Below are 22,214 nucleotides of genomic sequence, written 5' to 3'. Positions count from 1 at the left end.
ATGGCGGACATCCGGTTTGCCACCGAAGCCGACACGCCGGTCATTCTCGGTTTCATCCGCGCGCTCGCCGACTACGAGAAGCTCACGCATGCCTGCGTGGCGGACGAAACGCTGCTGCGGGCAAACCTGTTCGGCGCGAAGCCCTTCGCCGAAGTGTTGCTGATTGAAGAGGCGGGCGCCGCGACCGGCTTTGCCCTCTTCTTCCATAACTTCTCGACCTTCCTCGGAAAGCCCGGCATCTATCTGGAAGACCTGTTCGTCGATCCCGCCCAGCGCGGAAAGGGGCACGGCAAGGCGCTGCTGAAGCGGCTGGCGGCGCTCGCCGTCGAGCGCGGCTGCGGACGGCTTGAATGGTCCGTGCTCGACTGGAACAAGCCGTCGATCGACTTCTATCTCTCCCTCGGCGCAGCGCCGATGGACGAATGGACGATCTACCGGCTTGAGGGCAAAGCCCTCGGCGAACTCGCCCGCGCCTAGGTCAGCAACTGGCCGCCGGTCATCGGCGCCGGCACGCCGGTCGTCATCGGCCAGCTGATAGGCAATTGGCGCATCCGCCGCGCGGCGAGGAAGGCGAAGGCCTCGGCCTCGATGGAATCGCCGCGCCAGCCGGCTTCTTCTGCGCTCATCAGCGGGCACGGCAACGCGCCCTTCAGCGCCGCCATCAGCGCCGGATTGTGCCGCCCGCCGCCGCACGCGATCACGCGGCTCGGGCGTTGCGGCAACTGGTCGATGCCCGCCGCGACGGCAGCGGCCGAGAAGGCCGTCAGCGTGGCGGCGCCGTCCTGCAGCGACAGGCCGCGTGCGACGCTCGCATTGAAGTCGTACCGGTCGAGCGATTTCGGCGGCTTCTCGCTGAACCAGTCATGGCTCATCAGCTGCGCCAGCAAGCCGGTGTGCACCGTGCCGGCAGCGGCGAGGCGTCCGCCCACGTCATGCGTCCCCGCGCCATTGCCCTCGACCCATTCGTCAATCGGGCCGTTGGCCGGGCCGGTATCAAACGCGATCAGGCTGCCATCTGCGAGGCGCGCCGTGATGTTGGCGACCCCGCCAAGGTTCAGCACGCAGGCCGGCTCATCGCCCAGCCGGTTCAGCAGCGCGGCATGATAGGCCGGCGCCAGCGGCGCGCCCTGCCCGCCCGCCTCGACATCGGCCGACCGGAAGTCACACACCAGCGGCACGCCCAGCGCCGCGCGCAGAGCGAACGGGTCAACCAGTTGCAGCGTCGCGCCCTTGGCGCCGCCCCGCGCGCGCCGGTGCAGCACGGTCTGGCCGTGGATGCCCGCCAGTAGTGGCTGCGGCGCCCGCTCTTCCCTCGTCAGCCGGAACCAGGCGTCGGCGTGCGTTTCGGTAATCACGTCCAGGGCCGCCTTGAACGGACCTTCCGGGATTGGCCCCTCCCAGTTCCAGGCCCGGGCCGCTTCAGTCGCCGCCTGCAGGACCGACCGCTCGGCCGGGGTATATTTGCGTTCAATGGCAGGTCCGAACTCGGTCACCCGCTCGCCGTCGGTCAGGATCATCGCGGCGTCCACGGCGTCCAGCGAGGTGCCGGACATGAAGCCGGCGACCCAGACAGGCGTGGTTTTTTCCGTAGCAGTGTTCAAGCCTTGCCCTTTCCGTGTTAGGCGCGCGCGTCCACGGAGACACAAGAACATGAGCGATTACAAGTCGGAATTCCTGCGCGAGCTCAGCTGGCGCGGCTTCATCAAGCAGATGACGCATGAGGCAGAGCTCGACGCTTACTGCGCCTCGGGAAATCCGGTGGCGTATATCGGCTTTGATGCGACGGCTGACAGCCTGCATGTCGGCTCGCTATTGCAGATCATGATGTTGCGCATCCTGCAGCGCCACGGCGGCAAGCCAGTGGCGCTGATGGGCGGCGGCACAACCAAGATCGGCGACCCGACCGACAAGGAAAAGTCGCGCCCCCTGCTCACCGACGACCAGATCAACGCCAACATCGCCGGCATCAAGAAAGCTTTCCAGCCCTTCCTGAAGTTCGGCGACGGCCCGTCTGACGCGGTCATGGTCAACAACGCGGACTGGCTGGACAAGCTCGGTTACATCCAGCTGCTGCGCGAAGTGGGCGTGCACTTCACCATCAACACGATGGTGAAGCAGGACACGGTCGCCCGCCGCCTGGCGGCAGAGCAGCCCTACACCTTCCTCGAATTCAACTACCTGCTGATGCAGTCCTACGACTTCCTCGAACTGTTCAAGCGCATCGGCTGCCGGATCCAGCTGGGCGGCTCGGACCAGTGGGGCAACATCGTGGGCGGCGTCGACCTCGTCCACAAGGTCGAGGGCGGCAAGGCGTTCGGCATCACCGCGCACCTGATCACCACCGCGTCTGGCGGCAAGATGGGCAAGACCGCCGACGGCGCCGTCTGGCTCAACGCCGACAAGCGCACGCCCTACGAATACTGGCAGTTCTGGCGCAACACGGAGGATGCCGATGTCGGCCGCTTCATGCGCCTGTTCACCGACCTGTCACAGGCCGAGATCGAGAAGCTGGAAGCCCTCGAAGGCGCCGCAATCAACGATGCAAAGGTTGCGCTGGCCAACGCCACCACGACGCTGCTGCACGGCGAGACGGCCGCCCGGGAAGCCGAGGCCGCCGCGAAAGCGGTGTTCAGCGACGGCGCCTCTTCGGCCGGGTTGCCGACCGCGCTTGTTCCGCAGGCGGAGCTTGACGCCGGGATGCTAGTCGCTGCTGCCTGCACAGCGGCCGGCCTTTCGAAGTCCAACGGCGAAGCGCGCCGCCTGATCGAACAGGGCGCCATCCGCGTCAACGACGAAGCGGTGACTGACCCGAATGCGAAAGTGTCGGCGGCGGACCTGCAGGACGGCGCGATCAAGCTCTCGGCGGGCAAGAAGCGTCACGCGCTGATCAAGGCCGGCTAGGCGTCAGAACGTCTCGTTCTTGATCGCGGGCAGTTCCTTCGGCAAGGGCGCGTCCGGCGCGCGCGGCTTGGCTTCCGGAATCTTGGTATCCGACGGGTTCTCGAAGATTCGCCGGATCACCCCCGGCGCAATTGCCGAGAGCGGGTTCACCGATACGCTGGCTTTTTCCAGCTTGCCGCTCACCCCGTAGGTCAGCGAGAACACGCCTTCCCCGTCGCGACCGACCACAAGATCGCCGATGATCGGAATGCCGCCCAGCGCGGAGTTCACCCCGAAGCTCGGCACGAGCACGCCGTCGATCTCGATGTCGGTCGACTTGGAATCGATGAATCCACTCGCCGTCAGTCCGAGCGCCGGCCCCTGCGCCTTTGCGCCGGCAATGATGTAGCGCCCGCCGGAAATCTTGAGCGGCAGGTCAATCCGGCTGAACATTACCCCTTCGCCGGACAGCGTGTCAGACAGCCCGCGCAGCGAGGCGAGCGACAGGATCTGCGTCAGGAACGGCGCATTGCTCATCCGCGCATTGCTGATTTCGACCAGAAGTTCGGCCGGCTTGTTGCCTTGCTCCAGCGTTCCGTTCAGTTCCAGCGCGCCCCCGGAAATGAAGTCGGCGTCAAGGAAAGCCGCAGCCAGGAAGCCCGCATCGCCGGACGAGACCTTGATACGCGGGGCACCATCGCCGCGCGCGTCAATCGAGGCCGACAGCGGCGCCGCGCCGCCGGCGACGCCCGTCGCCGTGAAGGTCTCGAGACCCGACTTGCCGGTCACCAGCGCCAGCTTGGCCTTGCGAAGGTCCAGCCCCGTGCGCAGCGTCAGCCGGTCGACTGCTGCATCGATCGTCATCGGTGATCCGTCCTTGGTCGACTCGCCGCCGAGACCGCCGAGGCCGGGGATCAGCCCGGAAATGTCGAGGTGCTTCCCGCCAAGCTCCATCACCAGCTGGTCGTTCGGCCCGCGCCCCAGACGCCCGTTCACATCCGCGACATTGCGGAAATAGGCGCGTCGGAGGTCTGCCGAGATCAGCCGCATGGAGTCCGCGCCGAGCGTGAAGTCTCCGTCCAGCACGGCGCCGTCAGCATCGAAGCGCACCTTCGACGTCGCCTTGTCACCCGTCCGGGTATAGTCGACCGTCGCATTCGATGCGCCGCCGCGCGGCTTGAGCCAGCCGATCTCCGCGATGTCGAGACGGGCATCCGAGAAGTCGATCTTGGCGTTGGCTGTCTTCAGGTCCGCCCCGTCGAGCGTCGCCTTCAGGTCGAGCGGCGCCTCGCCTGTCATGTAGGCGCGGCCCAGCATGCCAAAGCCGTTGAGGAAATCCGCCGTCACGAAACTCTTGGCCGTCAGCATTGCCGGCTTGTCGGCGTCGGCGAAGGTGTCCTTCCAGACGAAATCCACCGGTGACGGCCCGAGGCTTGCCTGGCCCGCCATCATCATTCCGTTCTGGTCGAGGTCCACCTTGATCGTGCCGCCCGTCATGTCGAAGTCAAAGGCGGCGGCCTTGAGGCCCGCATTGCGCAAGGTTCCGAAGCCCGTGAAGCGAAGGTCCTCATACGGAACATCGCTGAGTGCCGGCCGGAACAGCTCATAGGTAAATTCCGCATCGCCCGAGATCCGGGCCGGATCGAGATCGAAAGCGAGCCGGGACTCGGCCAGCGTCTTCACGATGTTGCGGGCCGGTCCATGTCCCTTGGCGAACACCCGGAACTCCGTGCCCCTCGGATTGAAAGCCGGAAAGTCGATCAGACCCTCATCGACCACCCAACCGGCATAGGCGCCGCTGTCCAGCACCGCCTTGAAGCTGTTGCCGGTCAGCCTGCCTGTGCCCACCCCGTCCTCGACCGGCGGCAGGTCCTCGAGGAACTTCACGCGCGCGCCTTCCACCGCGAAGGTCACTTCGAGGTCGGTGTCGCGCAGGAAGCCTTCGGCGAAGCTGTCGCGCTGCAAGGTCACATGGCCTTTCGCATCGCGCGCAACGCCGGCCTCGATCTGCGTGGCGCCGAACTCGCGCGCGCTTGTGGCAAGGGAGACCGGCCAGAGCGCAACCACAGTCTCGGCGGGCAAGGGTCCGGGCGCCGTGACATCAAGCGTCGCAATGACGGGCGACTCGCCCGGCTGGCGGTCAGGGGTCAGCGCAGCGTCTCCTTTGATCTCGAAGGCTGATCCACCGAGCACAAACCGTATCGTCGCGGCGCGCACGGCGAGCGCGTCGAGGTCGGCCTCGCCGGATGCGTCCACGCTGGCAAAGTCGACCGGCGCGGCGAGGAACGGCATCAGGCTGGCGGTCAGCGCCGGGCTCGTGAGGCGGAAGGGCCTGAAGCCCTTGCCGGCCATCGCCTGCTCGACCTCCAGGTCAGCGCGCCCCTTGAACACGCCGGTCCCGCTCGACTCCAGCGTCAACGCCAGCTTGTCGTCCGCGCGCGCATAGGCGCCGGCGATGCGGAGGTCGGTCACCGGATGCGCCGTGTCGCCGAGTTTCAGGATGCCGTCACCGCTGCGCGCGTTGAGGCGAATATCTTCAATGCCTGAGGCCTGCGAGAATCCGGCCGAAACCTCGAAGTGCGAATTCAGCCCTTCCGAGCCTTCCGCGCCGAGACCGGTGCGGCGGAGCAGTTCGCCCAGCGGCCAATCGGCCACGCCAAGTTCGGCCAGCATCCGGGTGCCGCCCTCACTCGTCTGCATGCGGATGGCAATGCCGCGCGGCAGCCCCTGGCCAAGGCCGCTGCCCGACAGCGTCAGGCTGAGCCCATCCGCCGTGCGCGTCAGGTCTCCCGTCGTCTGCTGCACGGTGCCCAGCTGGGCCAGCTCGGCCGTGCGCACGCGCAGCTCGAACTTGTCGAAGCGCACCGACTCGAAGGTCAGCGATTCATCCGTCTCCCTCAGCGCAGCGAGCCACTCCGGCAAAACGGTGTTGGCATAGTCGAGCCACCCTTGCGGCGTGGTCGGCAATTCGCGCGCCTTCAGCTCCGGCAGCGGATCGCCGCCCAGCGTCCACAGGTTGCCCTCAACATGGTCGAGCCCGATCCATCCGTCGCTCAGCCTGAGGCGCAGCACTTCCACATTGCCGACCAGCAGCGCGGAAGCCGACACGACGATTTCCGCATCCGCCGCTTCAGCCGCCTTGCGCCCGGCCGCGTCGAGCAGGTGGACGTCCTGCGCCGTGACTTGCACGCGCTTGGATTCCGGTGACCATTCGAGTTGCAGCGCGCCGATAGAAACCCCGCGCCCGCTGCGCGCGTCCGACAGGGCATTCTCCACATCGTCGCGGAACGCGCTGAGATCGATCGGGCCGCTCGACAGGCGAAGCAGGAGCAGGCCGCTGGCCGCCATCAGCACCAGGACGAGCGCGCCCAGGATCTCCATGATGACGATGGACGCGGTCTGGCGGACCAATCTTCAGCTCCTCAGGAATTTCGGTATTGCCGCACGTCCTCTCGCACATAGAAACTATAATTACGTGAACGGGTTGAGACCATAGGAGCTTTGCATGGCCACTGCGTTGAAAGAGGGGGACAAGGCGCCCGCCTTCAGCCTTGAAACGACCGCAGGCCCCCGGCGCCTGAAGGACTTCGCCGGCAAGTACCTGGTGCTCTACTTCTACCCGAAGGACGACACGCCCGGTTGCACCCAGGAAGCGCTCGATTTCACCGCCCACGCCGACGCCTTCGCAGAAGCTGGAGGGATCGTAATGGGCGTGTCACGCGATCCCCTGACACGTCACGAGAAGTTCGCTGGTAAATACCGGCTCAACGTGTTGCTCGGCAGCGATGAGGCCGGCGACGTGTCAGAGGCCTTCGGCACCTGGGAAGAGAAGTCGATGTACGGCCGCACTTACATGGGCGTGGCCCGGCGGACCTTCCTCATCGGGCCGACAGGAAAAATCGTCCGGATCTGGCCTAAAGTGAAGGTCAAGGGGCATGCGGACGAAGTGCTTGCGGCGGTGCAACAAAAGCGCTCCGCCGCTTGAAATCGGGAAGGTCTTGCTGAAACTTTCAGCAAGTTAATGAGAAGTTTACGGTCAACTGCGAACATTGCCTAAAAATATGACATGCGGGGCTTTCACCCCCGGTCGAATTGGGTATGTATGACGCGGGGAATGGGAAGCCGGCTGTAGGGAAACCTGCAGCTTCATAAGAAGTTTCCAGCTTACAGGTAGCTTGAATGGCCAAGTGGAGTTCGAACCTCAAGGCGACGTTCGATCGCGCGTTTCCTGAGCGTCAGATCTACCACCGCAGCGGCGGAACCGTCCGCTATATTTCCATATCACCCTGGCAGCAGGCCATGATGGCCGCAGGCGTTACCGCCATTGCCGGCTGGACCGTGTTCGCAACTGCGAGCTTCGTGTTCGGCGGCGGCGAGACCACCCTGGCCGGCGGCGAAGGCAAGGAGCTCGCGAAGTACGAGCGCTGGGTCCAGGACCTGCGCGCCCGCGAATCTCTCCAGCGCACCCTCCTCGAGGAGCGCTCCAAGGAAACCGCCGACCTTGAGAAGAAGCAGAAGGCGCTCGAGGAACTGCTCAACGACATGCGCGAGGATGACGGACAGAAGCTGTCCGCCCTCGAAGGCGACGGCGCCTCCCTGCTGGTCGAGGCGTCCATCGAGGAAGCCGACCGCCGCCAGTCCCGTGACGAATACCTGATGACCGCCGGCCTCAGCGTGCCGGCCGCTCGCGGCACCACCAAGGCCATCGAGCAGGACATCTACCGCCTGTTCGACCGCATGGAAGACCACGCAGCCGAGCGCGCCGAACGCGCCCGCGGCGTGCTGATGCTCACCGCCGTCGGCACCGACGCCCTGTTCGCTTCGGAAAACATGGGCGGCCCGGAAGTCTCGATGGGCTCGCTCACCTCTTCGGCCTCCGAATGGTCGATCGGCGATGAGAGCTTCATGACCCGCATCTTCCAGGCGCGGGCCCGCATCGCGGAAATGAAATACTACGAGAAAGTGGTCAACAGCCTGCCGTTCGGCGACCCGGTGGCGGTGCCCTACCGCTATACCAGCCCCTACGGCATCCGCGTCGACCCCTTCACCAAGCGGCCGCAGCCGCACATGGGCGTCGACCTGGCAGCCTATCGCGACGCGCCGATCATCACCACCGGCCCCGGCACGATCAGCTATGCCGGCGCCCGCTCCGGCTACGGCCTGCTGGTCGAGGTCGACCACGGCCACGGCTTCAAGTCGCGTTACGGACACTTAAGGTCGATCACCGTGTCCAAAGGTGATACAGTGAAAATCGGCGATCTGGTCGGCCGCATGGGTTCGACCGGTCGCAGCACCGGCGACCACCTTCACTACGAAGTGTGGTACAATGGCAAACCTTACGACCCCAACAAGTTCCTGAAAGCAGGCCGACATGTTCACAAAGAATAGCAAAACCCCGGAAACCGCCCCGATCGAGCCGCCGAAGGTGGTTTCGGCGCAAGAGGCCGTCCGGGGTGCAGCGACGAAGTCCGCTGCGCGCGCCGCTTCCATCATTTGCGCCGACATGAAGATCAATGGCTCGGTCATCTCTGAAGGTTCGCTTCAGATTGACGGCGTCGTCGACGGCGACGTGTCGGCCACCGACATCACCATCGGCGCCTCGGGCCAGATCACCGGCGAAGTGAAAGCCGAAGTCGTCAAGGTGAAGGGCAAGATCAAGGGCTCCATCCGCGCCCGCAAGGTCGAACTCGAGACCGGCGCCCACGTGAAGGGCGACATCGTCCACTCGTCCCTGCAGATCCAGTCGAACGCCGTGTTCGAAGGCCAGGTGAAGCATGCCGACGATCCGCTGCGCGAAACCGGCCCGATGGCCGCCAGCGAGTCCAAGCCGATGAGCGCCTCCAGCTCCGTCGGCACCTTCGGGATTTCCTCGCAGCCGAGCTGATCGCGCGGAGAACCAAGCCAGATACAGACAACGCCGGCCTCATCCGCCGGCGTTTTCTTTTGCGTGCGCAGCCACTGGGCGCCCTTCGCCTTACACACAGAGGCAAAAGCAAAAGCCCCGGACCGCGAGGTCCGGGGCTTTCAGGTTGAGCGCTCGCGCGCCCGGATCAGATCGGATCAGACCGGATCGGAGTTGCGGCATTCCGGCGTGTTGTCGAACTGCTCGCGGCCGGCCTTCAGGCGGGCGGCGACGGTCTTGCAGCCTTCCGGCTGGTTGTCGCCAAGGCCTGCCAGCTTCTTGCAGATCTTGTCTTCGTTCACGAGGTTGAGCACGGCGGACTGGACCTTGAAGCACTCGAGCGCGTCCTTCGTGTCCTCTTCCGACTGCATGAACTCGAGCCAGCTGCGGCCGCCCGCATTGCCAGCCTGGCGGAAGGCTTCCCGGGCGCCGGCGCGGTCACCGCGCTCGAAGCGCGACTGGCCGATCCGTACCCAGATGGTGCCCTTGTCCTTCACGCCGCCCTTCGACAGCGCCGTTTGCAGCGCGTCTTCGGTCTCTTTCCACTTCTGCAGCTCGCTGTACGACGCGCCGAGACGCTCATACATCGCGCCACCGCCGCCCATTTCAGCGGCCTGGCGGATCACCGGGATGGCTTTCTCGTGCTCACGAGCGACCTGGTAGAAGTCGGCGAGCAGCGACATCTTCTCGACCGTTTTCTTGATCCGGCCGGCGTTCATTTCCTTCTCCAGGATCTTCGCGGCGTAATACGGCGCGTTGAACTGGTTGTAGAAGTTCACGATGCGCATGATCTCGTCTTCGGACTTAAGCAGCCCGGCGAGGTACATGGCTTTCTGGACTTCGAACGCCTTGTGCTGTTCGTTCGCCTGGAAGTAGTTGCCGGCGATCGCGTCCCAGTACTTGCGTTCCTGCGGATTGCGGTCGACGAGCACTTCCAGCACTTCGGCCAGCTTCGCCTTCTCGCCCGCGTCGTTGTAGAGGAACACGAGCAGGTCATACAGCTGTTGGTCAAACTTGGCGCCGTCATCGCGGCGGACTTCTTCAGCCCAGCGGATCGCTTCCTTGAAGTTGTCGACGCGCTGATACAGCACGGCGAGCTGCCATTTCTGCTGACGGTCCGGCTTGCCGCCAGCGGCTTGCCACTTCTTCATGTAGTCGAGCGCCGACTTGATATCTTCCATCTGCAGGTAGATCTGCGCGATGTTGTAGTAAGTTTGCGGCACGTCGGCCGGCGGGACATAGCCCTTGTTCACCGCATCGAGCAGGTCCTTGATGGCGCCCTGGCGGTCGCCCTTCTCGATCTTGATGTACGCCGAGATGCGGATGATCGCGCTCTCTTCGTAGCAGTTCAGCGTCATCCCGCGCAGCTGGTTCAGCTTGGCGAGCGCCGTGTCGAAGTCCTTGTTGGTGATGGCCGCCTGCTCGGCTTCGAGGTAGATCTGGCCGGTCTTCGAGCTGAACTGCGTCTCGGTGCAGCTGCCGCCGGCCTGCGCCAGCGCGGCACCGGCGCCCATCATACCGAGGAGTCCTGCGGTCACAGCGCCTTTGAGGAAAACTTTCAGTCGCATCATTCTCTCTCCTGACCGCCTTGCAGCGGCAAACACTTTCACTTGCCAGTCTGCCGCCGCCGATCTTCGCCGGTCCGGGCAGAGGAGGCAGGCGGGCGGCGGATCAGATCAGAGCGCCGCCCGGCCTGCGAAGGGGACCTACTGGATGTTGAATTCCAGCGGGTAGACGACGTTCCGGCGTTCAACCGCCTTGCCGCGCACGATCTTGGGCGCGAACTCGACGCGGCCCACGGCCCGCTCGGCTTCCGCCTTGAAGACCGCGTCCGTGCAGGTGGCCGAGACGTTGTACGGCTTGCCGCGGGTATCCACGTCAAAGCGCACGTCGCAGCTGCCCGACAGGCCACGCTCCTGGGCGCGCTGCGGATAGGACGGCGTCGGCGGACGGATCGGCTGCGCGTCGCGGTCCGACACGGCCACCGGGTCGATTGCCAGCGACTTCATCCGGCCAAGGTCGAGGTTCTGCGGAACAGCACCCTCGATCTTCGGAGTCGGCAGGTTGATGCTCGACTTCGTGGCGGACTGTTTCGGCGGCGGCGGCGGCTTGGCCGCCGAGTCGATCCGCTGCGGTTTCGACCGCTGGCGGGTCCGCACGTCGGAGTCCTGCTTCTGCGGCGTGATGGCGGCCAGCACACGCTGCTCGCCACTCGCAAGCTTCAGCTCTTTCACGGAGATGAGGGCATTCATCAGCATGAAGATCGCCAGGACGATCGGAATCGCAATCGCCGTAGCGGCCAGGATGCGCATGAAGGGACTGTTGAACATAACCTGTCTCCTTAACCGTTCGTCTTCGCCGAGATGTTGATCACCGTCTCGCCGTCGATCTTGTTGATGGCTTCCATCACGTCGACCATCACGCCGGCATCAGCGTTCACGTCGGTCTGGACCACGATCTCGCCACGCGGGTTGTCGAGACGCATGTCCTTGATGGTGAACGCCACTTCCGCCGGCGCGATCTTCTTCTTGTCGATATAGACATCGCTGTTGGCATCGATGGCGATCAGGATCGCCAGCGGTTTCGCCGAGGCCTTGTTGTCCACTTCCGGACGGACGATTGCCACGCCCGGCTCCTTGATGAACTGCGCCGTCACGATGAAGAAGATCAGCAGGATGAACACGACATCCAGCATCGGGGTCAGGTCGATCTCGCTGCCTGTTTCGGCATATTCACGTCTTGCACGTGCCATGTGTATCGGCTCCCGCGATCAGGTCTGAGTGACGAGGATGTTGACGCGGTCGGTAAAGCCCGCGTTGTAGGCCTCATCCCGGATTGCAACCACCACGCCGCTCTTCGCCTTGGGGTGAACCTGGATGATAACCGCACTATTGGGCGATTCTGCGACAACCCGTTCGATGTTGGCACGCACCGAGCTGATGTCGGTAGGGCGGCCATTGACCGTGATCAGGTTAGACTCTTCCACAAGGATGAGGATGGCCGGAACCTGTTCCTGCTGTTCCTCGTCTGGCGGCGCCGGCGGCGGCGGCGGCTCGAGGCCGATGGCCTCTTCCCGCGCAAACGTCGACGTCACGATGAAGAAGATCAGCAGGATGAACACGACATCCAGCATCGGTGTCAGATCGACCTCGGCCGAATCCGGCTTTCTGCTTCTACGTCCGCGCATCAGTCGATCTCCATCGAATCTTCGACCTGCTGGACCGAGCGATTGACGCGGCGGTCCATACCGGACGTGAAGAGGATACCCGAGAGTGACGCCACCATGCCCGCCATCGTCGGGATGGTTGCCCGCGACACGCCCGCCGACATGGCTTTCGCATCCGCACCGGCCGTGATGGCCATGATGTCGAACACGGCCACCATGCCCGTCACCGTGCCGAGCAGGCCGAGCAGCGGCGCAAGCGCCACCATCGCCTTGGTCAGCTGGACGTTCTGTTCGGCTTTCGCACGAACTTCAGACACGAGCTTGCTGCGCACCCAGTGTGCAAGTTTGGACTTCCGGTCGGAGCGCGAACGCCACTCCGCAATCGCCTCAGCGGCAATCTGCTTGTGCGCGAACCGGAAGTAGAACAACCGCTCCAGGATCAGGGCCCACATGACGAACGTCGCCGCCATGATGACCAGCAGCACCGGGCCGCCACGATCCAGAAAGGCCTGTAGGTCTTGAAAACCCATGCGGGCTACTCCTCCAGGGGGTTAAAGAGGTCAGGCTTACGCCCGACCCCCGTGAACGGATTCCATCTTCTCGGCGATCAGGCCGGCAGCCTGTTCGTCAAGCATTTGCTGGTTGCTGCGGGCCATGGACGACACGACAGCGTGGGACAGCAGCAGCGGAATAGCAGCAACGAGACCGAAAACGGTGGTCATGAGAGCGACCGAGATACCGCCAGCCATCAGCTTCGGATCGCCGGCACCGTAGATGGTGATGGCGGTGAAGGTGATGATCATACCGATAACCGTACCGAGCAGGCCGAGCAGCGGAGCGACCGAAGCGAACACCTTGATGATGTCGTTGAAGCGCTCGATGGCCGGGGATTCCTGCAGGATCTTCTCGTCGAGCTTGAGCTCGAGCGTTTCGATGTCGCGGCTGCGGTTGTTCTCGTACACTTCGAACACGCGGGCGAGCGGGTTGCCCGTGCCGGCCTGGCGCGTCTTGGCGGTGTTGCGCATGGCTGCGCCCATCGTGAAGAGGGTGAACATCTTGTAGAAGGCGAGCAGCAGGCCGATCGCGGCGAGGAACACGATCACGTAGCCGACCGTGCCGCCTTGCTGGAAGCGATCCGACAGTTTCGGCAGTTCGCCGAGGATGCCGAACAGGTTGCCTTTCGACGGGTCGACCGGAGCGTTCACGATGTCGCCTTCGGCGGCACGTGCGACTTTCGTCATGGCGCCGGCGTACGGGCCCGACGGCTGGGTCTTGAAGACTTCGAGGAAGGTCTCGCCGCGCTCGCCGCGTTTCACTTCGACGAACTTGCCGCCGTTGACGGTGGCTGCGGTGAACACGCCCACGCGGACGAGTTCGGCGTCGGCAATCGAGCCGCCATCACCGATGCCGTTGATCGGCGCGGTGAAGGTTTTGACTTCCGACTGGGCGATCATTTCCTGCAGCATGGCTTTCGGAAGGCGCTCAAGCTGGCCACGGTTCGGCAGCACGCGGGCCTCTGCGATCTCGGCAATGCCGGCCACGCGGTCCTTGTAGTCGAAGTTCGCGAACGAGTTCGCGATTTCCGGCATCGTTGCACCGGCTGCCGAACGGAACTGGCCAAGCAGTTCCTGGAAGTCGCCGGCCTGTTGCGAGACCTGCTCTTCGAGGGCCGAAAGCGCCGCTTCGTTGGCGTCGAACTCGGCGCTCAGGGTGCGGGCCTTGCCTTCAGCGACGGCGAGCGCGTTGCGGGCGGACTCCATGCTGGCAGCCTGGCTGTTCTTGTCAGCCTGGAACTGCTTCAGGCGGGCGGCATCTTCTGCCGACATCTGGTTGGCGTCCTGGCGGACCTTGGCGAGCACGTCGCTGAGCGACTGGGCCGAGGCCGGGGCGGCAGCAACGAGCGTGACCGATCCGAAAAGGACTGCGGCGCCCAGTGCCTTGAGTGAGGATTTGAAGTTTTTCATGACTCTGTAAACCTTCGTTTCTGGGTACTGGCCGCTTACTGGACCGAGAATTTCTGGACAGGGGCGAACAGGACGACCTGCTGGGCTTTACCCTGGGCGACGCGGATCGCCTGCTGGATGTCCGGGACGTAGCTGCCCGGCAGCGCGACCCACTCGCCGGTGGCGCGGTCGAAGCGGGCAGCCTTGCCGTTCGGCGTCACGTAGACGTAGGCCACGCGGCCATACAGGAACATGTCGACGTTGGTCGGGTTGCCATCGATCGTGATGGCTTCCTGCCAGGTGGCAACGGTGCGGCCGTATTCCATTTCAGCCGAGTAGGCTTCCATGATCAGGCGGTACTGTTCCGAGGCCGGCACGTTCGGCGCCTTCATGATGCCATCGAGGGCTTCAAGACGGGCGTCGCGGATGTCTTTCTTGAACGGCAGGTCAGCGGCGACGAACATTTTCAGGTCTTCGATCATGCTGAGCAGCATCGGCACCGTCTGCGCCGTGATGTCGTCGATCGAGCCGAGCTGTTCAGTCAGCGAGGCGATCTCTTCGCGCTGGCTCGCCACAACCAGCTCTTGCTGCTTGGCGAACAGTTCAGCGGCGTCGCGGCGCTGCAGGAGCGTGCGGTATTCGCGCACCATGTCCGAGCGCTGGTCGTCCAGCTGGTTGATCTGGTCCTGGACCTGCTCGGCCTTACGGGTTGCTTGCTCGCCAGTGGCCAGGGCCTCGCGAAGCTGGGCATGAGCCGGAATGGCCAGGCCCGCGATCAACGCTGCAGCGATCAAGCTGCGGGCGGGTGACAGAATTTTCTTCATGAGGTTTGCCTCTCACTCTCCAAACGGTCGCGCACAGCCGCGCGTAAATTCCTGGGTCTTGGGCGCACCTGCTGACGAGGGCGTCCCGATGATCTTCGGCTCAAACACACACGAGCCGGGAGTGAATCTGGGAAAGTCGAAGGCGCTCGCCTTCACCATCTCCCCGAACGTTTCTGGAGCGTTGACCACTCTCTCTATATAGACCTGTCCGTCCAGTCATCTTCTGTGACTGATCGCGAAGAGCCCTTAGCGATGAACCTCAACGGTAACAATCCTCTAATTGCGGATCAATCGCGCTTTACGATTCGTTTAGAAAATAACCGGGCGCTTCACGAACGCAATCAGCGCTGCGCAGTGATTGACATTGTGCAAGCGCGAACATTTCGCGACAGCGCGCACGAAAACGCGTCGGCAAAAACCTGACGCACGAGTCATTATGGGAAGGTGGCTGGGGTGCTAGGATTCGAACCTAGGGTGGCGGTACCAAAAACCGCTGCCTTACCACTTGGCGACACCCCAACAGTGGAGCGCGCGAAATAGCTACTCTTTGCGGTGCTGGCAACTCCCGAAACGCGCTTCACCTGCGTCGCGCCCCCACCTTTCTGCAACGGCGTGCCTGACAGCCCGAATCCCGTACCTTGCGCACACCGCCCCTTTACTTTTTATCGTTTATCAACAATATCGAATATCGTGAAGTCCCGGACTCCCAAATCAGCAAAGGAATTGCCCCGGTCATGAAAACCTTCTTCCTGTCGATGGCAGGTGCGTTCGTCGCGATGATCCTGTTCGTGGTCGTCGGCTTTTTCGGATTGATCGCGCTGTTCGTCAGCGCGGCCAGCGCGAAACCGCCGCGCGCGCATACGGTCGTCCTGTCGCTCGATCTCAATTCCCAGTTTCCCGACCAGGCCCCGCTCGGCGGCCTCGCAGCCTTCTCCGGCGTTCCGGGGTTCACGGACATTCTGGTCAAGCTGCGCGCCGCGGAAGACGACAAGGCCGTGAAAGGCCTCTACCTGCGCGGCTCGTTCACCGGCATCGGCACCTCGCGCGCCGAAGAGCTGCGCGACGCGCTGAAGGAATTCCGCGCCTCCGGCAAGTTCGTCATCGCCCACTCGCAAGGCATGATCGCGATGGGTGGTCCGTCTGCGTATCATTCGATCACGGCCTCCGATGAGATCTGGATGCAGCCCGGCGCTGACTTCATGATCAACGGCGTCACGTTCGAAACCGAATTCCTGAAAGGTCTCTTCGACAAGATCGGCCTGACCCCGCAGATCTATGCGCTCTACGAATACAAGAACGCGCCGAACTCCTACAACGAGACCGAATACACCGCGCCGCACCGCGAAGCGCTTGAAGGTCTCGCCAACTCGATCTGGAATACGGCGCTCACGGACATTTCGGCCGACCGCGGCATGGAAGTGCCCGCCATGAAAGCCCTGCTCGAAGCCGGCCCGAAATCGGCCGAGGAAGCGCTCGACGCGAAACTGGTCGACAAGCTCGGCTGGCCGGAAGATGCCGAAGCCTCCGCGCTCGAGCGGGCCGGCGAAGATGCCGAGCTGATCGACGTCGTCTACTACGAACCGCTGCCGACCAAGGCGAAAACCAAGGACGGCGTCATCGCCATCGTTGGCGGTGAAGGCGCGGTCGTCACGGGCGGCGGCGGCAGCGAGTCGCCCTTCTCCGAACCGGCCGCCTTCGCGTCGGACGCAATCGCCCGCGCCATCCTCGATGCCTCGGAAGATGAAGACGTGAAAGCCATCGTCTTCCGCGTCGACAGCCCCGGCGGCTCGCCCACCGCGTCCGACCAGATCTGGCGCGCCGTCGAACGCGCCAAGGAAAAAGGCAAGCCGGTCGTCGTCTCGATGGGCTCGGTGGCTGCGTCCGGCGGCTACTATGTCTCCACCGGCGCCGACGCGATCGTCGCCAACCGTGGCACCATCACCGGCTCGATCGGCATCTTCGGCGGCAAGTTCGCCCTGGATGGCACGTTCAACAAGGTCGGCGTCACGTTCGACTCGGTCACCGTGGGCGGCGAGTTTGCCAATGCCTATGGCGTCGCCCCCTTCAACCAGGCCCAGGAAGCCGAAGTCCGCGCCATGCTGAAGCGCGGCTATGACCGCTTCCTCACCCTGGTCGGCGAAGGTCGCGGCATGACCTATGACGAGGTCCACAACATCGCCCGCGGACGGGTCTGGAGCGGCGCGGACGCCGTCAAGATCGGTCTCGTGGACGAGCTGGGCGGCTTCATGACGGCCATCCGCAAGGCGCAGGAACTGGCAGGCATGGACACCTCGGTCCTCCCGCCGCTGGCCTACTACCCGCAGCGCAAGACGGGCCTGGAGGCCTTCGAAAGCCTGTTCGGCGTCTCGGCCGAAACGGCCCGCGCCGCCGCTGTCCTCGGCAAACTGGCCGGCGACGAGCGCACCCAGGCGCTGATCGAGGAACTGGCCGTGGCCGACGCGGTCAACTCCGGCCAGTCGATGGCCATGGGCCCGCGCATCCGCGAGCGCTAGCCGCGCCCGCCTTCCCCTGTTGCGGCCCGCCAGTCCTGCTGGCGGGCCGTTTCATTGACGCCGTCCGGAATTCGCCTACGCCTGTCGCAGCAGCTACGCTTGTGAAGGCCGCGCAGATCGTTTAGCCCGCCTGTGAAAAGGTTCAGCAGACGCCCATGAACATCATCGTCACCGGAGCGGCCGGCTTCATCGGCAGCGAAATCGCGCTCAGGCTGCTGCGCGAAGGCCATTCGGTCACCGGCATCGATTCCTTCACGGCCTACTATGACGTGAAACTCAAGGAAGACCGGGCCGCACGCCTCACCGCTTTCCCGAACTTCCGTCTCGCCCGGTCCAGCGTCGAAGACACCGCCACGATGGAGCGCGTGTTCGACCGCGTGAAGCCGGACGTGATCCTGCATTTCGCCGCCCAGGCCGGCGTACGCTACAGCCTCGAGCATCCGCGCGATTACATCGACGCGAACGTCGTCGGCTCGTTCAACATCATCGACCTCGCGCGGCGCCACAAGGCGCGCCACCTGATCCTCGCCTCGACAAGTTCCGCCTACGGCGCGAACCAGAAGTTCCCCTTCGAGGAGCGAGACTCGGCGCCCTATCCGCTGACCATCTACGCCGCGACAAAGCTCGCCGCCGAACTCATCGCACACAGCCACGCCCACCTTTACGGCGTACCAACCACGGCGCTGCGCTTCTTCAGCGTCTACGGTCCCTGGGGCCGGCCTGACATGGCCTTCTTCCTGTTCACCGACAAGATCTTCAAGGGCCAGCCGATCGACGTGTTCAACAACGGCGACCTGCTGCGCGACTTCACCTATATCGACGACCTCGTTGAATCGATCCGCCGGCTGATGGATGTCCCGCCCCAGCAGGGCAGCCACCTGATCCGCGGCGACTCGCTTTCCCCGGTCGCGCCCTACCGCCTCGTCAATATCGGCCACGCCGCACCCGTGCGCCTGATGGACTATATCGAGGCCATCGAGTCCTCCATCGGCCGCACCGCCGTGAAACGCATGCTGGGCATGCAGCCGGGCGATGTGCAGCAGACCTATGCCGATGTGCGCCTTCTGAAGGCCCTCACCGGATATACGCCGAACACGGACTACCGCGACGGCATCGCGGCTTTCGTCGACTGGTACAAGAGCTACTACAAGCCCGCCTGAAGACCGGCCGCTTCGGCCGCTGCCCGGAAATCATCCGGCACGGGGGCTTCGAGTGTCAGCATCCCGCCTTCCGGATGTGGCAGCACCAGCTTTGCCGCATGCAGCATCAGGCGCGGCGCTGTCGTGCGCCCTTCGCCGTAAAGCGCATCGCCGAGGATCGGACAGCCGAGCGAGAGAAGATGCACGCGGATCTGGTGCATCCGCCCCGTCTCCGGCGCGAGCTCCAGCAAGGCCGCATCGCCCGCGCGCGCCTTCACGCACCAACCGGTCCGCGCCGCCTGCGCGCCCTTCCGGTCCGGTCGCGCGAGGATCATGCGCAGCTTGCCTCCTTCCTCGACCTTCACCAGCGCCGCATCGACCACGCCGCTATCCGCCGCCGGCAACCGGCCTTTCACCAGCGCAATATAAGTTTTCTGCACGTCGCGCCCGGCAAAGGCTTCCGACAGGCGCGCGGCAACCGGCTGCGTCTTCGCCGCCACGATGACGCCGGACGTGCCCTGATCCAGCCGGTGGACCAGCCGGGGCCGTTTGCCGTTCGACTTCGCAAACGCCGCCATCAAGTCGTCCAGCGACTGCACAATCCCGCTGCCCGACTGGACGGCGAGCCCGGCGGGCTTGTTGAACGCAATCAGCGAGTTGTCCTCATGAATCACCAGGCTGCGCGCAAAGGCGATGTCCTGCGGCGACAGGCTGGGCACAGGCCGGTTGCGGGTCATGCGAAGGCTTCCTTCAGTCGCGCGATCATTGTCTCTGACATATCGCTCCGAAGACCGTGTTCGTAGGCGTAAGGCAAGTAGATCACTGCCATCGACAAGGCCCAGCCCGCGCCGCGCAGCCACTCGGCTTCGTCCGCGCCGATTGCGCTGCGGAATACACTGCGCGCTTCCTGCCCGAACATTGCCCAGGCGGTGAGCAGATCGCATGCGCCGTCGCCGACACCGCACAGGCCCCAATCGATCACACCACAAATGCGGCCATTCTCGACCAGCACATTGCCCGGATGCACATCGCCGTGCAGCCAGACCGGCGTATCCGGTGCACGGACAGCAAGCGCCTCGCGCCAGAGCCGCCTCGCCCAGTCGCCGTTCACCGCAGGCAAGCGCGCGAGCGCAGCCTCAAAAGCGGGCGTGCGATCCGCAAGCGGGCCGCCGCGACCATTGTTGGCCTTGCCGGGCCGGAAGGCATTGTCGGGCGGACGGCTGCGCACAAACCGGAAGAAACCGGCGAAGCGTTCGGCCTCATCGCGTTCATTCACCACGGCCCCGTCTTCGAGCGCCTCACCGGGAAGCCAACCCAACACAGACCACGCATTGGGAAAGCCTTCGCCCGGCGCGCCCAATCCGTACACGGCCGGAACCGCGATTGGCGCCCCTGCGAACACAGGCAACGCGTCCGCCTCGCGTTTCGCCGTTTCGCTCGCCCACGGCGCCTTCGGAAAGCGCGCACACAGGTTGTCGCCTATCAGGAAGATATGATTGTCCGTGCCCTTCGCCCGAAGCGCCCTGACCGGCCGGTTCGCCAGCTCAGGAAACTGAAGCGCAATCAGGCGTGATGCGGCAGCTGCATCCATCGGGTCCATTGCCGCTGTTTCAACCGTCACGGCGGGCTTTCCGCATCGCGGTCAGCTGCTTCAGTTTCTCTGCAATCGGCTGCTCGCGCCCCTGCCCTTTCGGATCATAGAAGACCGGCCGATTCATCCCTTCCGGGAAATAGTCCTGTCCGGAAAAACCTTCTTCCGTATCGTGATCATACTGGTAGCCCGAGCCATAGCCCTGGTCTTTCATCATCGAAGTCGGCGCGTTCAGGATATGCTTGGGCGGCATCAGGCTGCCCGTCTCCGCCGCCGCGCGCCGCGCCGCCTTGTAGGCCACATAAGCCGCATTGGATTTCGGCGCAGTGGCCAGATGGATCACCGCATGGGCGAGCGCAAGTTCGCCTTCCGGCGAGCCGAGCCGCTCGTAGGTGCGCGCCGCCTCGCCGGCAATCATCAGCGCTGTCGGATCAGCGAGCCCGATGTCCTCGCTCGCCATCCGCACCAGCCGGCGCGCGAGGAACAGCGGATCTTCGCCGCCCTCCAGCATCCGGCAGAACCAGTAGAGCGCTGCATCCGGATCCGATCCGCGTACGGACTTATGCAATGCTGAGATGAGGTTGTAGTGTTCTTCACGGTCCTTGTCATAGGCCGTCGCCCGCTTGGACAAGGATTTCGCGAGTTCTTCGGCCGAGAGCAACCCGGGCTCGCCCATCATCGCGAAGGCCTGCTCGGCGAGGTTCAGCAGGTAGCGGCCGTCGCCGTCCGCCATGCTCAGCATCATCTCGCGCGCTTCCTTGGTCACCGGGAGGCGGCGTTTTTCGAGGTTCTCGGCCCTCTGCAACAGCTTCTCGAGCGCCTTCTCGTCGAGCCGCTTGAGGACCAGCACCTGGCAACGCGAGAGCAAGGCGCCGTTCAGCTCGAAGCTCGGGTTCTCGGTCGTCGCGCCGACCAATGTGACGACGCCGCTCTCCACGAAGGGCAGGAAACCGTCCTGCTGCGCGCGGTTGAACCGGTGAATCTCGTCGACGAAGAGCAAGGTGCCCTTGCCCATCTTGCGCCGGTCGGCTGCCCGGTCGAACGCCGCGCGAAGGTCCTTCACGCCCGAGAAGATCGCGCTGATCGCTTCGAACTCGAGCCCGGTGCCTTCCGCAAGCAGCCGCGCAATCGTGGTCTTCCCGGTTCCCGGCGGCCCCCAGAGGATGATCGAGGACAGCCGTTTGGCGAGCAGCATCCGCGACAGCGCGCCTTCCGGCCCGATCAGGTGGTCCTGGCCGACCACGTCCGGAAGGGTCTTCGGCCGAAGCCGGTCGGCCAGCGGCCTAGGCGCCTCGTCGGAGAGGCCGGCGGAATCGAACAGGTCGCTCATGCGAGGCTTTCTAGGCGAGTGCGGGCTTTATGGTAAGGTCTGCAAAAAGCCGGGAGGAAATCATGAAGCTGGAGATCACGCCGTCGGGCCAGGCCTGCGGGGCAAGCGTGCGCGGGGTGGACCTGTCGAAACCGCTGGCGCCGGAAACCGTGGCGGCCATTCGCGCGGCCTGGCTGGCGCATCAGGTGCTCGCCTTTCCGGACCAGAAATTGACAGACGACCAGCTGGAAGCCTTCACCCTGAACTTCGGCCCGTTCGGAGACGACCCGTTCATCGCGCCCATCCCCGGCCATCCGCACATCATCGCCGTCAAACGCGCCGCAGCCGAAACCTCGCCGATCTTCGCAGAGAGCTGGCACTCGGACTGGAGCTTCCAGGCCCGTCCTCCGCAGGGCACGTGCCTCTATGGCAAGACCATCCCGCCGGTTGGCGGCGACACGCTTTTTACCAACCAATACCTCGCGCTGGAACAGATGCCGGCGGACCTGCGCGCCCGGATCGAAGGCCGCAAGGCCGTGCATTCGGCCCGCAATGCGTACGCACCGGCAGGTTTCTACGGCAAGGCCGACCAGGCGCAGGGCCGCAGCATGGATATCCGCCCTTCGGACGATGCCGAGGCGACCCAGCTGCACGACATCATCCGTGTGCATCCCGAAACCGGCCGCAAGAGCCTGTTTGGCACGGCGGGCTATATCGTGGCGATCGACGGCCTGCCGGCCGAGGAGAGCGCCGCCCTGATCGGCGAACTCTATCGCTGGCAGACCCGGCCGGAATTCCAGTACCGGCACAAATGGTCGCCCGACATGCTGGTGATGTGGGACAACCGTTGCACCCTGCACATGGCGACCGGCGGCTATGCCGGGCATGATCGCCTGCTGCACCGCACCACGATCGGCGCCGCCTAGGCCGTTCCTGAAACGCCGTTT

21 protein-coding genes and 1 tRNA gene are annotated in these 22,214 nt (G+C 64.4%); 9 read left to right on the top strand and 13 right to left on the bottom strand.

Features of this window, described 5'->3' with window-relative positions; all coding sequences use genetic code 11:
• On the top strand, window positions 1-477 hold the full coding sequence (locus IPK75_11440) for a GNAT family N-acetyltransferase (protein ID MBK8198969.1): 477 nt from the start codon (window positions 1-3) through the stop codon (window positions 475-477).
• Here IPK75_11440 and IPK75_11435 read toward each other — a convergent pair.
• Complete coding sequence (locus tag IPK75_11435; GenBank protein ID MBK8198968.1) at window positions 474-1,652, bottom strand: anhydro-N-acetylmuramic acid kinase; 1,179 nt, start codon at window positions 1,650-1,652, stop codon at window positions 474-476. The two genes, IPK75_11440 and IPK75_11435, sit on opposite strands and share 4 nt — an antisense overlap.
• Between IPK75_11435 and IPK75_11430 the strand changes: the two genes are divergently transcribed.
• Complete coding sequence (locus tag IPK75_11430; protein MBK8198967.1) at window positions 1,651-2,901, top strand: tyrosine--tRNA ligase; 1,251 nt, start codon at window positions 1,651-1,653, stop codon at window positions 2,899-2,901. The two genes, IPK75_11435 and IPK75_11430, sit on opposite strands and share 2 nt — an antisense overlap.
• A 3-nt stretch (window positions 2,902-2,904) precedes the next feature.
• Here the strand turns inward: IPK75_11430 and IPK75_11425 are convergent, their stop codons facing one another.
• Window positions 2,905-6,291: an AsmA-like C-terminal domain-containing protein gene (locus IPK75_11425; protein ID MBK8198966.1), complete on the bottom strand. Its 3,387-nt coding sequence runs from the start codon at window positions 6,289-6,291 to the stop codon at window positions 2,905-2,907.
• A 94-nt stretch (window positions 6,292-6,385) separates the two neighbouring features.
• Between IPK75_11425 and IPK75_11420 the strand changes: the two genes are divergently transcribed.
• The 3 genes from IPK75_11420 (at window position 6,386) to IPK75_11410 (ending at window position 8,764) form a co-directional block, all read left to right on the top strand.
• Complete coding sequence (locus IPK75_11420) at window positions 6,386-6,865, top strand: peroxiredoxin (GenBank protein ID MBK8198965.1); 480 nt, start codon at window positions 6,386-6,388, stop codon at window positions 6,863-6,865.
• Between the two features lie 194 nt (window positions 6,866-7,059).
• The gene (locus IPK75_11415; GenBank protein MBK8198964.1) at window positions 7,060-8,268 is read left to right on the top strand and encodes a peptidoglycan DD-metalloendopeptidase family protein; all 1,209 of its coding nucleotides are present in this window, start codon (window positions 7,060-7,062) and stop codon (window positions 8,266-8,268) included.
• The gene (locus IPK75_11410) at window positions 8,252-8,764 is read left to right on the top strand and encodes a polymer-forming cytoskeletal protein (GenBank protein ID MBK8198963.1); all 513 of its coding nucleotides are present in this window, start codon (window positions 8,252-8,254) and stop codon (window positions 8,762-8,764) included. The genes IPK75_11415 and IPK75_11410 overlap by 17 nt, the downstream gene beginning before the upstream one ends.
• Window positions 8,765-8,940: 176 nt before the next feature.
• Here IPK75_11410 and IPK75_11405 read toward each other — a convergent pair whose 3' ends face one another.
• The 7 genes from IPK75_11405 to IPK75_11375 form a co-directional block, all read right to left on the bottom strand.
• Window positions 8,941-10,350, bottom strand: a complete 1,410-nt coding sequence (locus IPK75_11405) for a hypothetical protein (protein MBK8198962.1) — start codon at window positions 10,348-10,350, stop codon at window positions 8,941-8,943.
• Window positions 10,351-10,488: 138 nt separating this feature from the next.
• Window positions 10,489-11,094 (bottom strand): TonB family protein, encoded by a 606-nt coding sequence (locus tag IPK75_11400; GenBank protein MBK8198961.1) that lies wholly within the window; start codon window positions 11,092-11,094, stop codon window positions 10,489-10,491.
• 29 nt (window positions 11,095-11,123) lie between these two features.
• On the bottom strand, window positions 11,124-11,534 hold the full coding sequence (locus IPK75_11395; GenBank protein MBK8198960.1) for a biopolymer transporter ExbD: 411 nt from the start codon (window positions 11,532-11,534) through the stop codon (window positions 11,124-11,126).
• Window positions 11,535-11,552: 18 nt separating this feature from the next.
• On the bottom strand, window positions 11,553-11,969 hold the full coding sequence (locus tag IPK75_11390; protein MBK8198959.1) for a biopolymer transporter ExbD: 417 nt from the start codon (window positions 11,967-11,969) through the stop codon (window positions 11,553-11,555).
• Window positions 11,969-12,478 carry a MotA/TolQ/ExbB proton channel family protein gene (locus tag IPK75_11385; GenBank protein ID MBK8198958.1) on the bottom strand — a complete coding sequence of 170 codons (510 nt, stop codon included), beginning with the start codon at window positions 12,476-12,478 and terminating at the stop codon, window positions 11,969-11,971. Before IPK75_11385 ends, IPK75_11390 begins: the two co-directional genes overlap by 1 nt.
• Before the next feature lie 36 nt (window positions 12,479-12,514).
• A complete protein-coding gene (locus IPK75_11380) occupies window positions 12,515-13,912 on the bottom strand; it encodes a MotA/TolQ/ExbB proton channel family protein (protein ID MBK8198957.1) in 1,398 nt (465 codons plus the stop codon).
• A gap of 35 nt (window positions 13,913-13,947) precedes the next feature.
• On the bottom strand, window positions 13,948-14,715 hold the full coding sequence (locus IPK75_11375) for a DUF3450 domain-containing protein (protein MBK8198956.1): 768 nt from the start codon (window positions 14,713-14,715) through the stop codon (window positions 13,948-13,950).
• 225 nt (window positions 14,716-14,940) lie between these two features.
• Between IPK75_11375 and IPK75_11370 the strand changes: the two genes are divergently transcribed.
• Entirely contained in the window at window positions 14,941-15,138 is a 198-nt protein-coding gene (locus IPK75_11370; GenBank protein MBK8198955.1) for a hypothetical protein, read from the top strand.
• A gap of 22 nt (window positions 15,139-15,160) precedes the next feature.
• Here IPK75_11370 and IPK75_11365 read toward each other — a convergent pair.
• Window positions 15,161-15,234 (bottom strand) — tRNA-Gln (locus IPK75_11365).
• A gap of 215 nt (window positions 15,235-15,449) precedes the next feature.
• Between IPK75_11365 and sppA the strand changes: the two genes are divergently transcribed.
• Window positions 15,450-17,228: a signal peptide peptidase SppA gene (sppA, locus tag IPK75_11360; GenBank protein MBK8198954.1), complete on the top strand. Its 1,779-nt coding sequence runs from the start codon at window positions 15,450-15,452 to the stop codon at window positions 17,226-17,228.
• Window positions 17,229-17,383: 155 nt separating this feature from the next.
• The gene (locus IPK75_11355; GenBank protein MBK8198953.1) at window positions 17,384-18,388 is read left to right on the top strand and encodes an NAD-dependent epimerase/dehydratase family protein; all 1,005 of its coding nucleotides are present in this window, start codon (window positions 17,384-17,386) and stop codon (window positions 18,386-18,388) included.
• Here IPK75_11355 and IPK75_11350 read toward each other — a convergent pair.
• The 3 genes from IPK75_11350 to IPK75_11340 are packed head-to-tail and all read right to left on the bottom strand — an operon-like array spanning window position 18,373 to window position 21,288.
• Entirely contained in the window at window positions 18,373-19,104 is a 732-nt protein-coding gene (locus IPK75_11350) for an RluA family pseudouridine synthase (protein MBK8198952.1), read from the bottom strand. The genes IPK75_11355 and IPK75_11350 overlap by 16 nt on opposite strands.
• Window positions 19,101-19,988 carry an aminoglycoside phosphotransferase family protein gene (locus tag IPK75_11345; GenBank protein ID MBK8198951.1) on the bottom strand — a complete coding sequence of 296 codons (888 nt, stop codon included), beginning with the start codon at window positions 19,986-19,988 and terminating at the stop codon, window positions 19,101-19,103. Before IPK75_11345 ends, IPK75_11350 begins: the two co-directional genes overlap by 4 nt.
• Window positions 19,978-21,288, bottom strand: coding sequence for a replication-associated recombination protein A (locus tag IPK75_11340; GenBank protein ID MBK8198950.1), 1,311 nt, complete (start codon window positions 21,286-21,288; stop codon window positions 19,978-19,980). The genes IPK75_11345 and IPK75_11340 overlap by 11 nt, the downstream gene beginning before the upstream one ends.
• A gap of 62 nt (window positions 21,289-21,350) precedes the next feature.
• Between IPK75_11340 and IPK75_11335 the strand changes: the two genes are divergently transcribed.
• The gene (locus IPK75_11335) at window positions 21,351-22,193 is read left to right on the top strand and encodes a TauD/TfdA family dioxygenase (protein ID MBK8198949.1); all 843 of its coding nucleotides are present in this window, start codon (window positions 21,351-21,353) and stop codon (window positions 22,191-22,193) included.
• Window positions 22,194-22,214 lie beyond the last annotated feature (21 nt).

The organism is Acidobacteriota bacterium (assembly GCA_016712445.1).
Taxonomy (GTDB): Bacteria; Pseudomonadota; Alphaproteobacteria; order Caulobacterales; family Hyphomonadaceae; genus Hyphomonas.
This window is presented reverse-complemented; position numbering and strand designations above follow the sequence as displayed.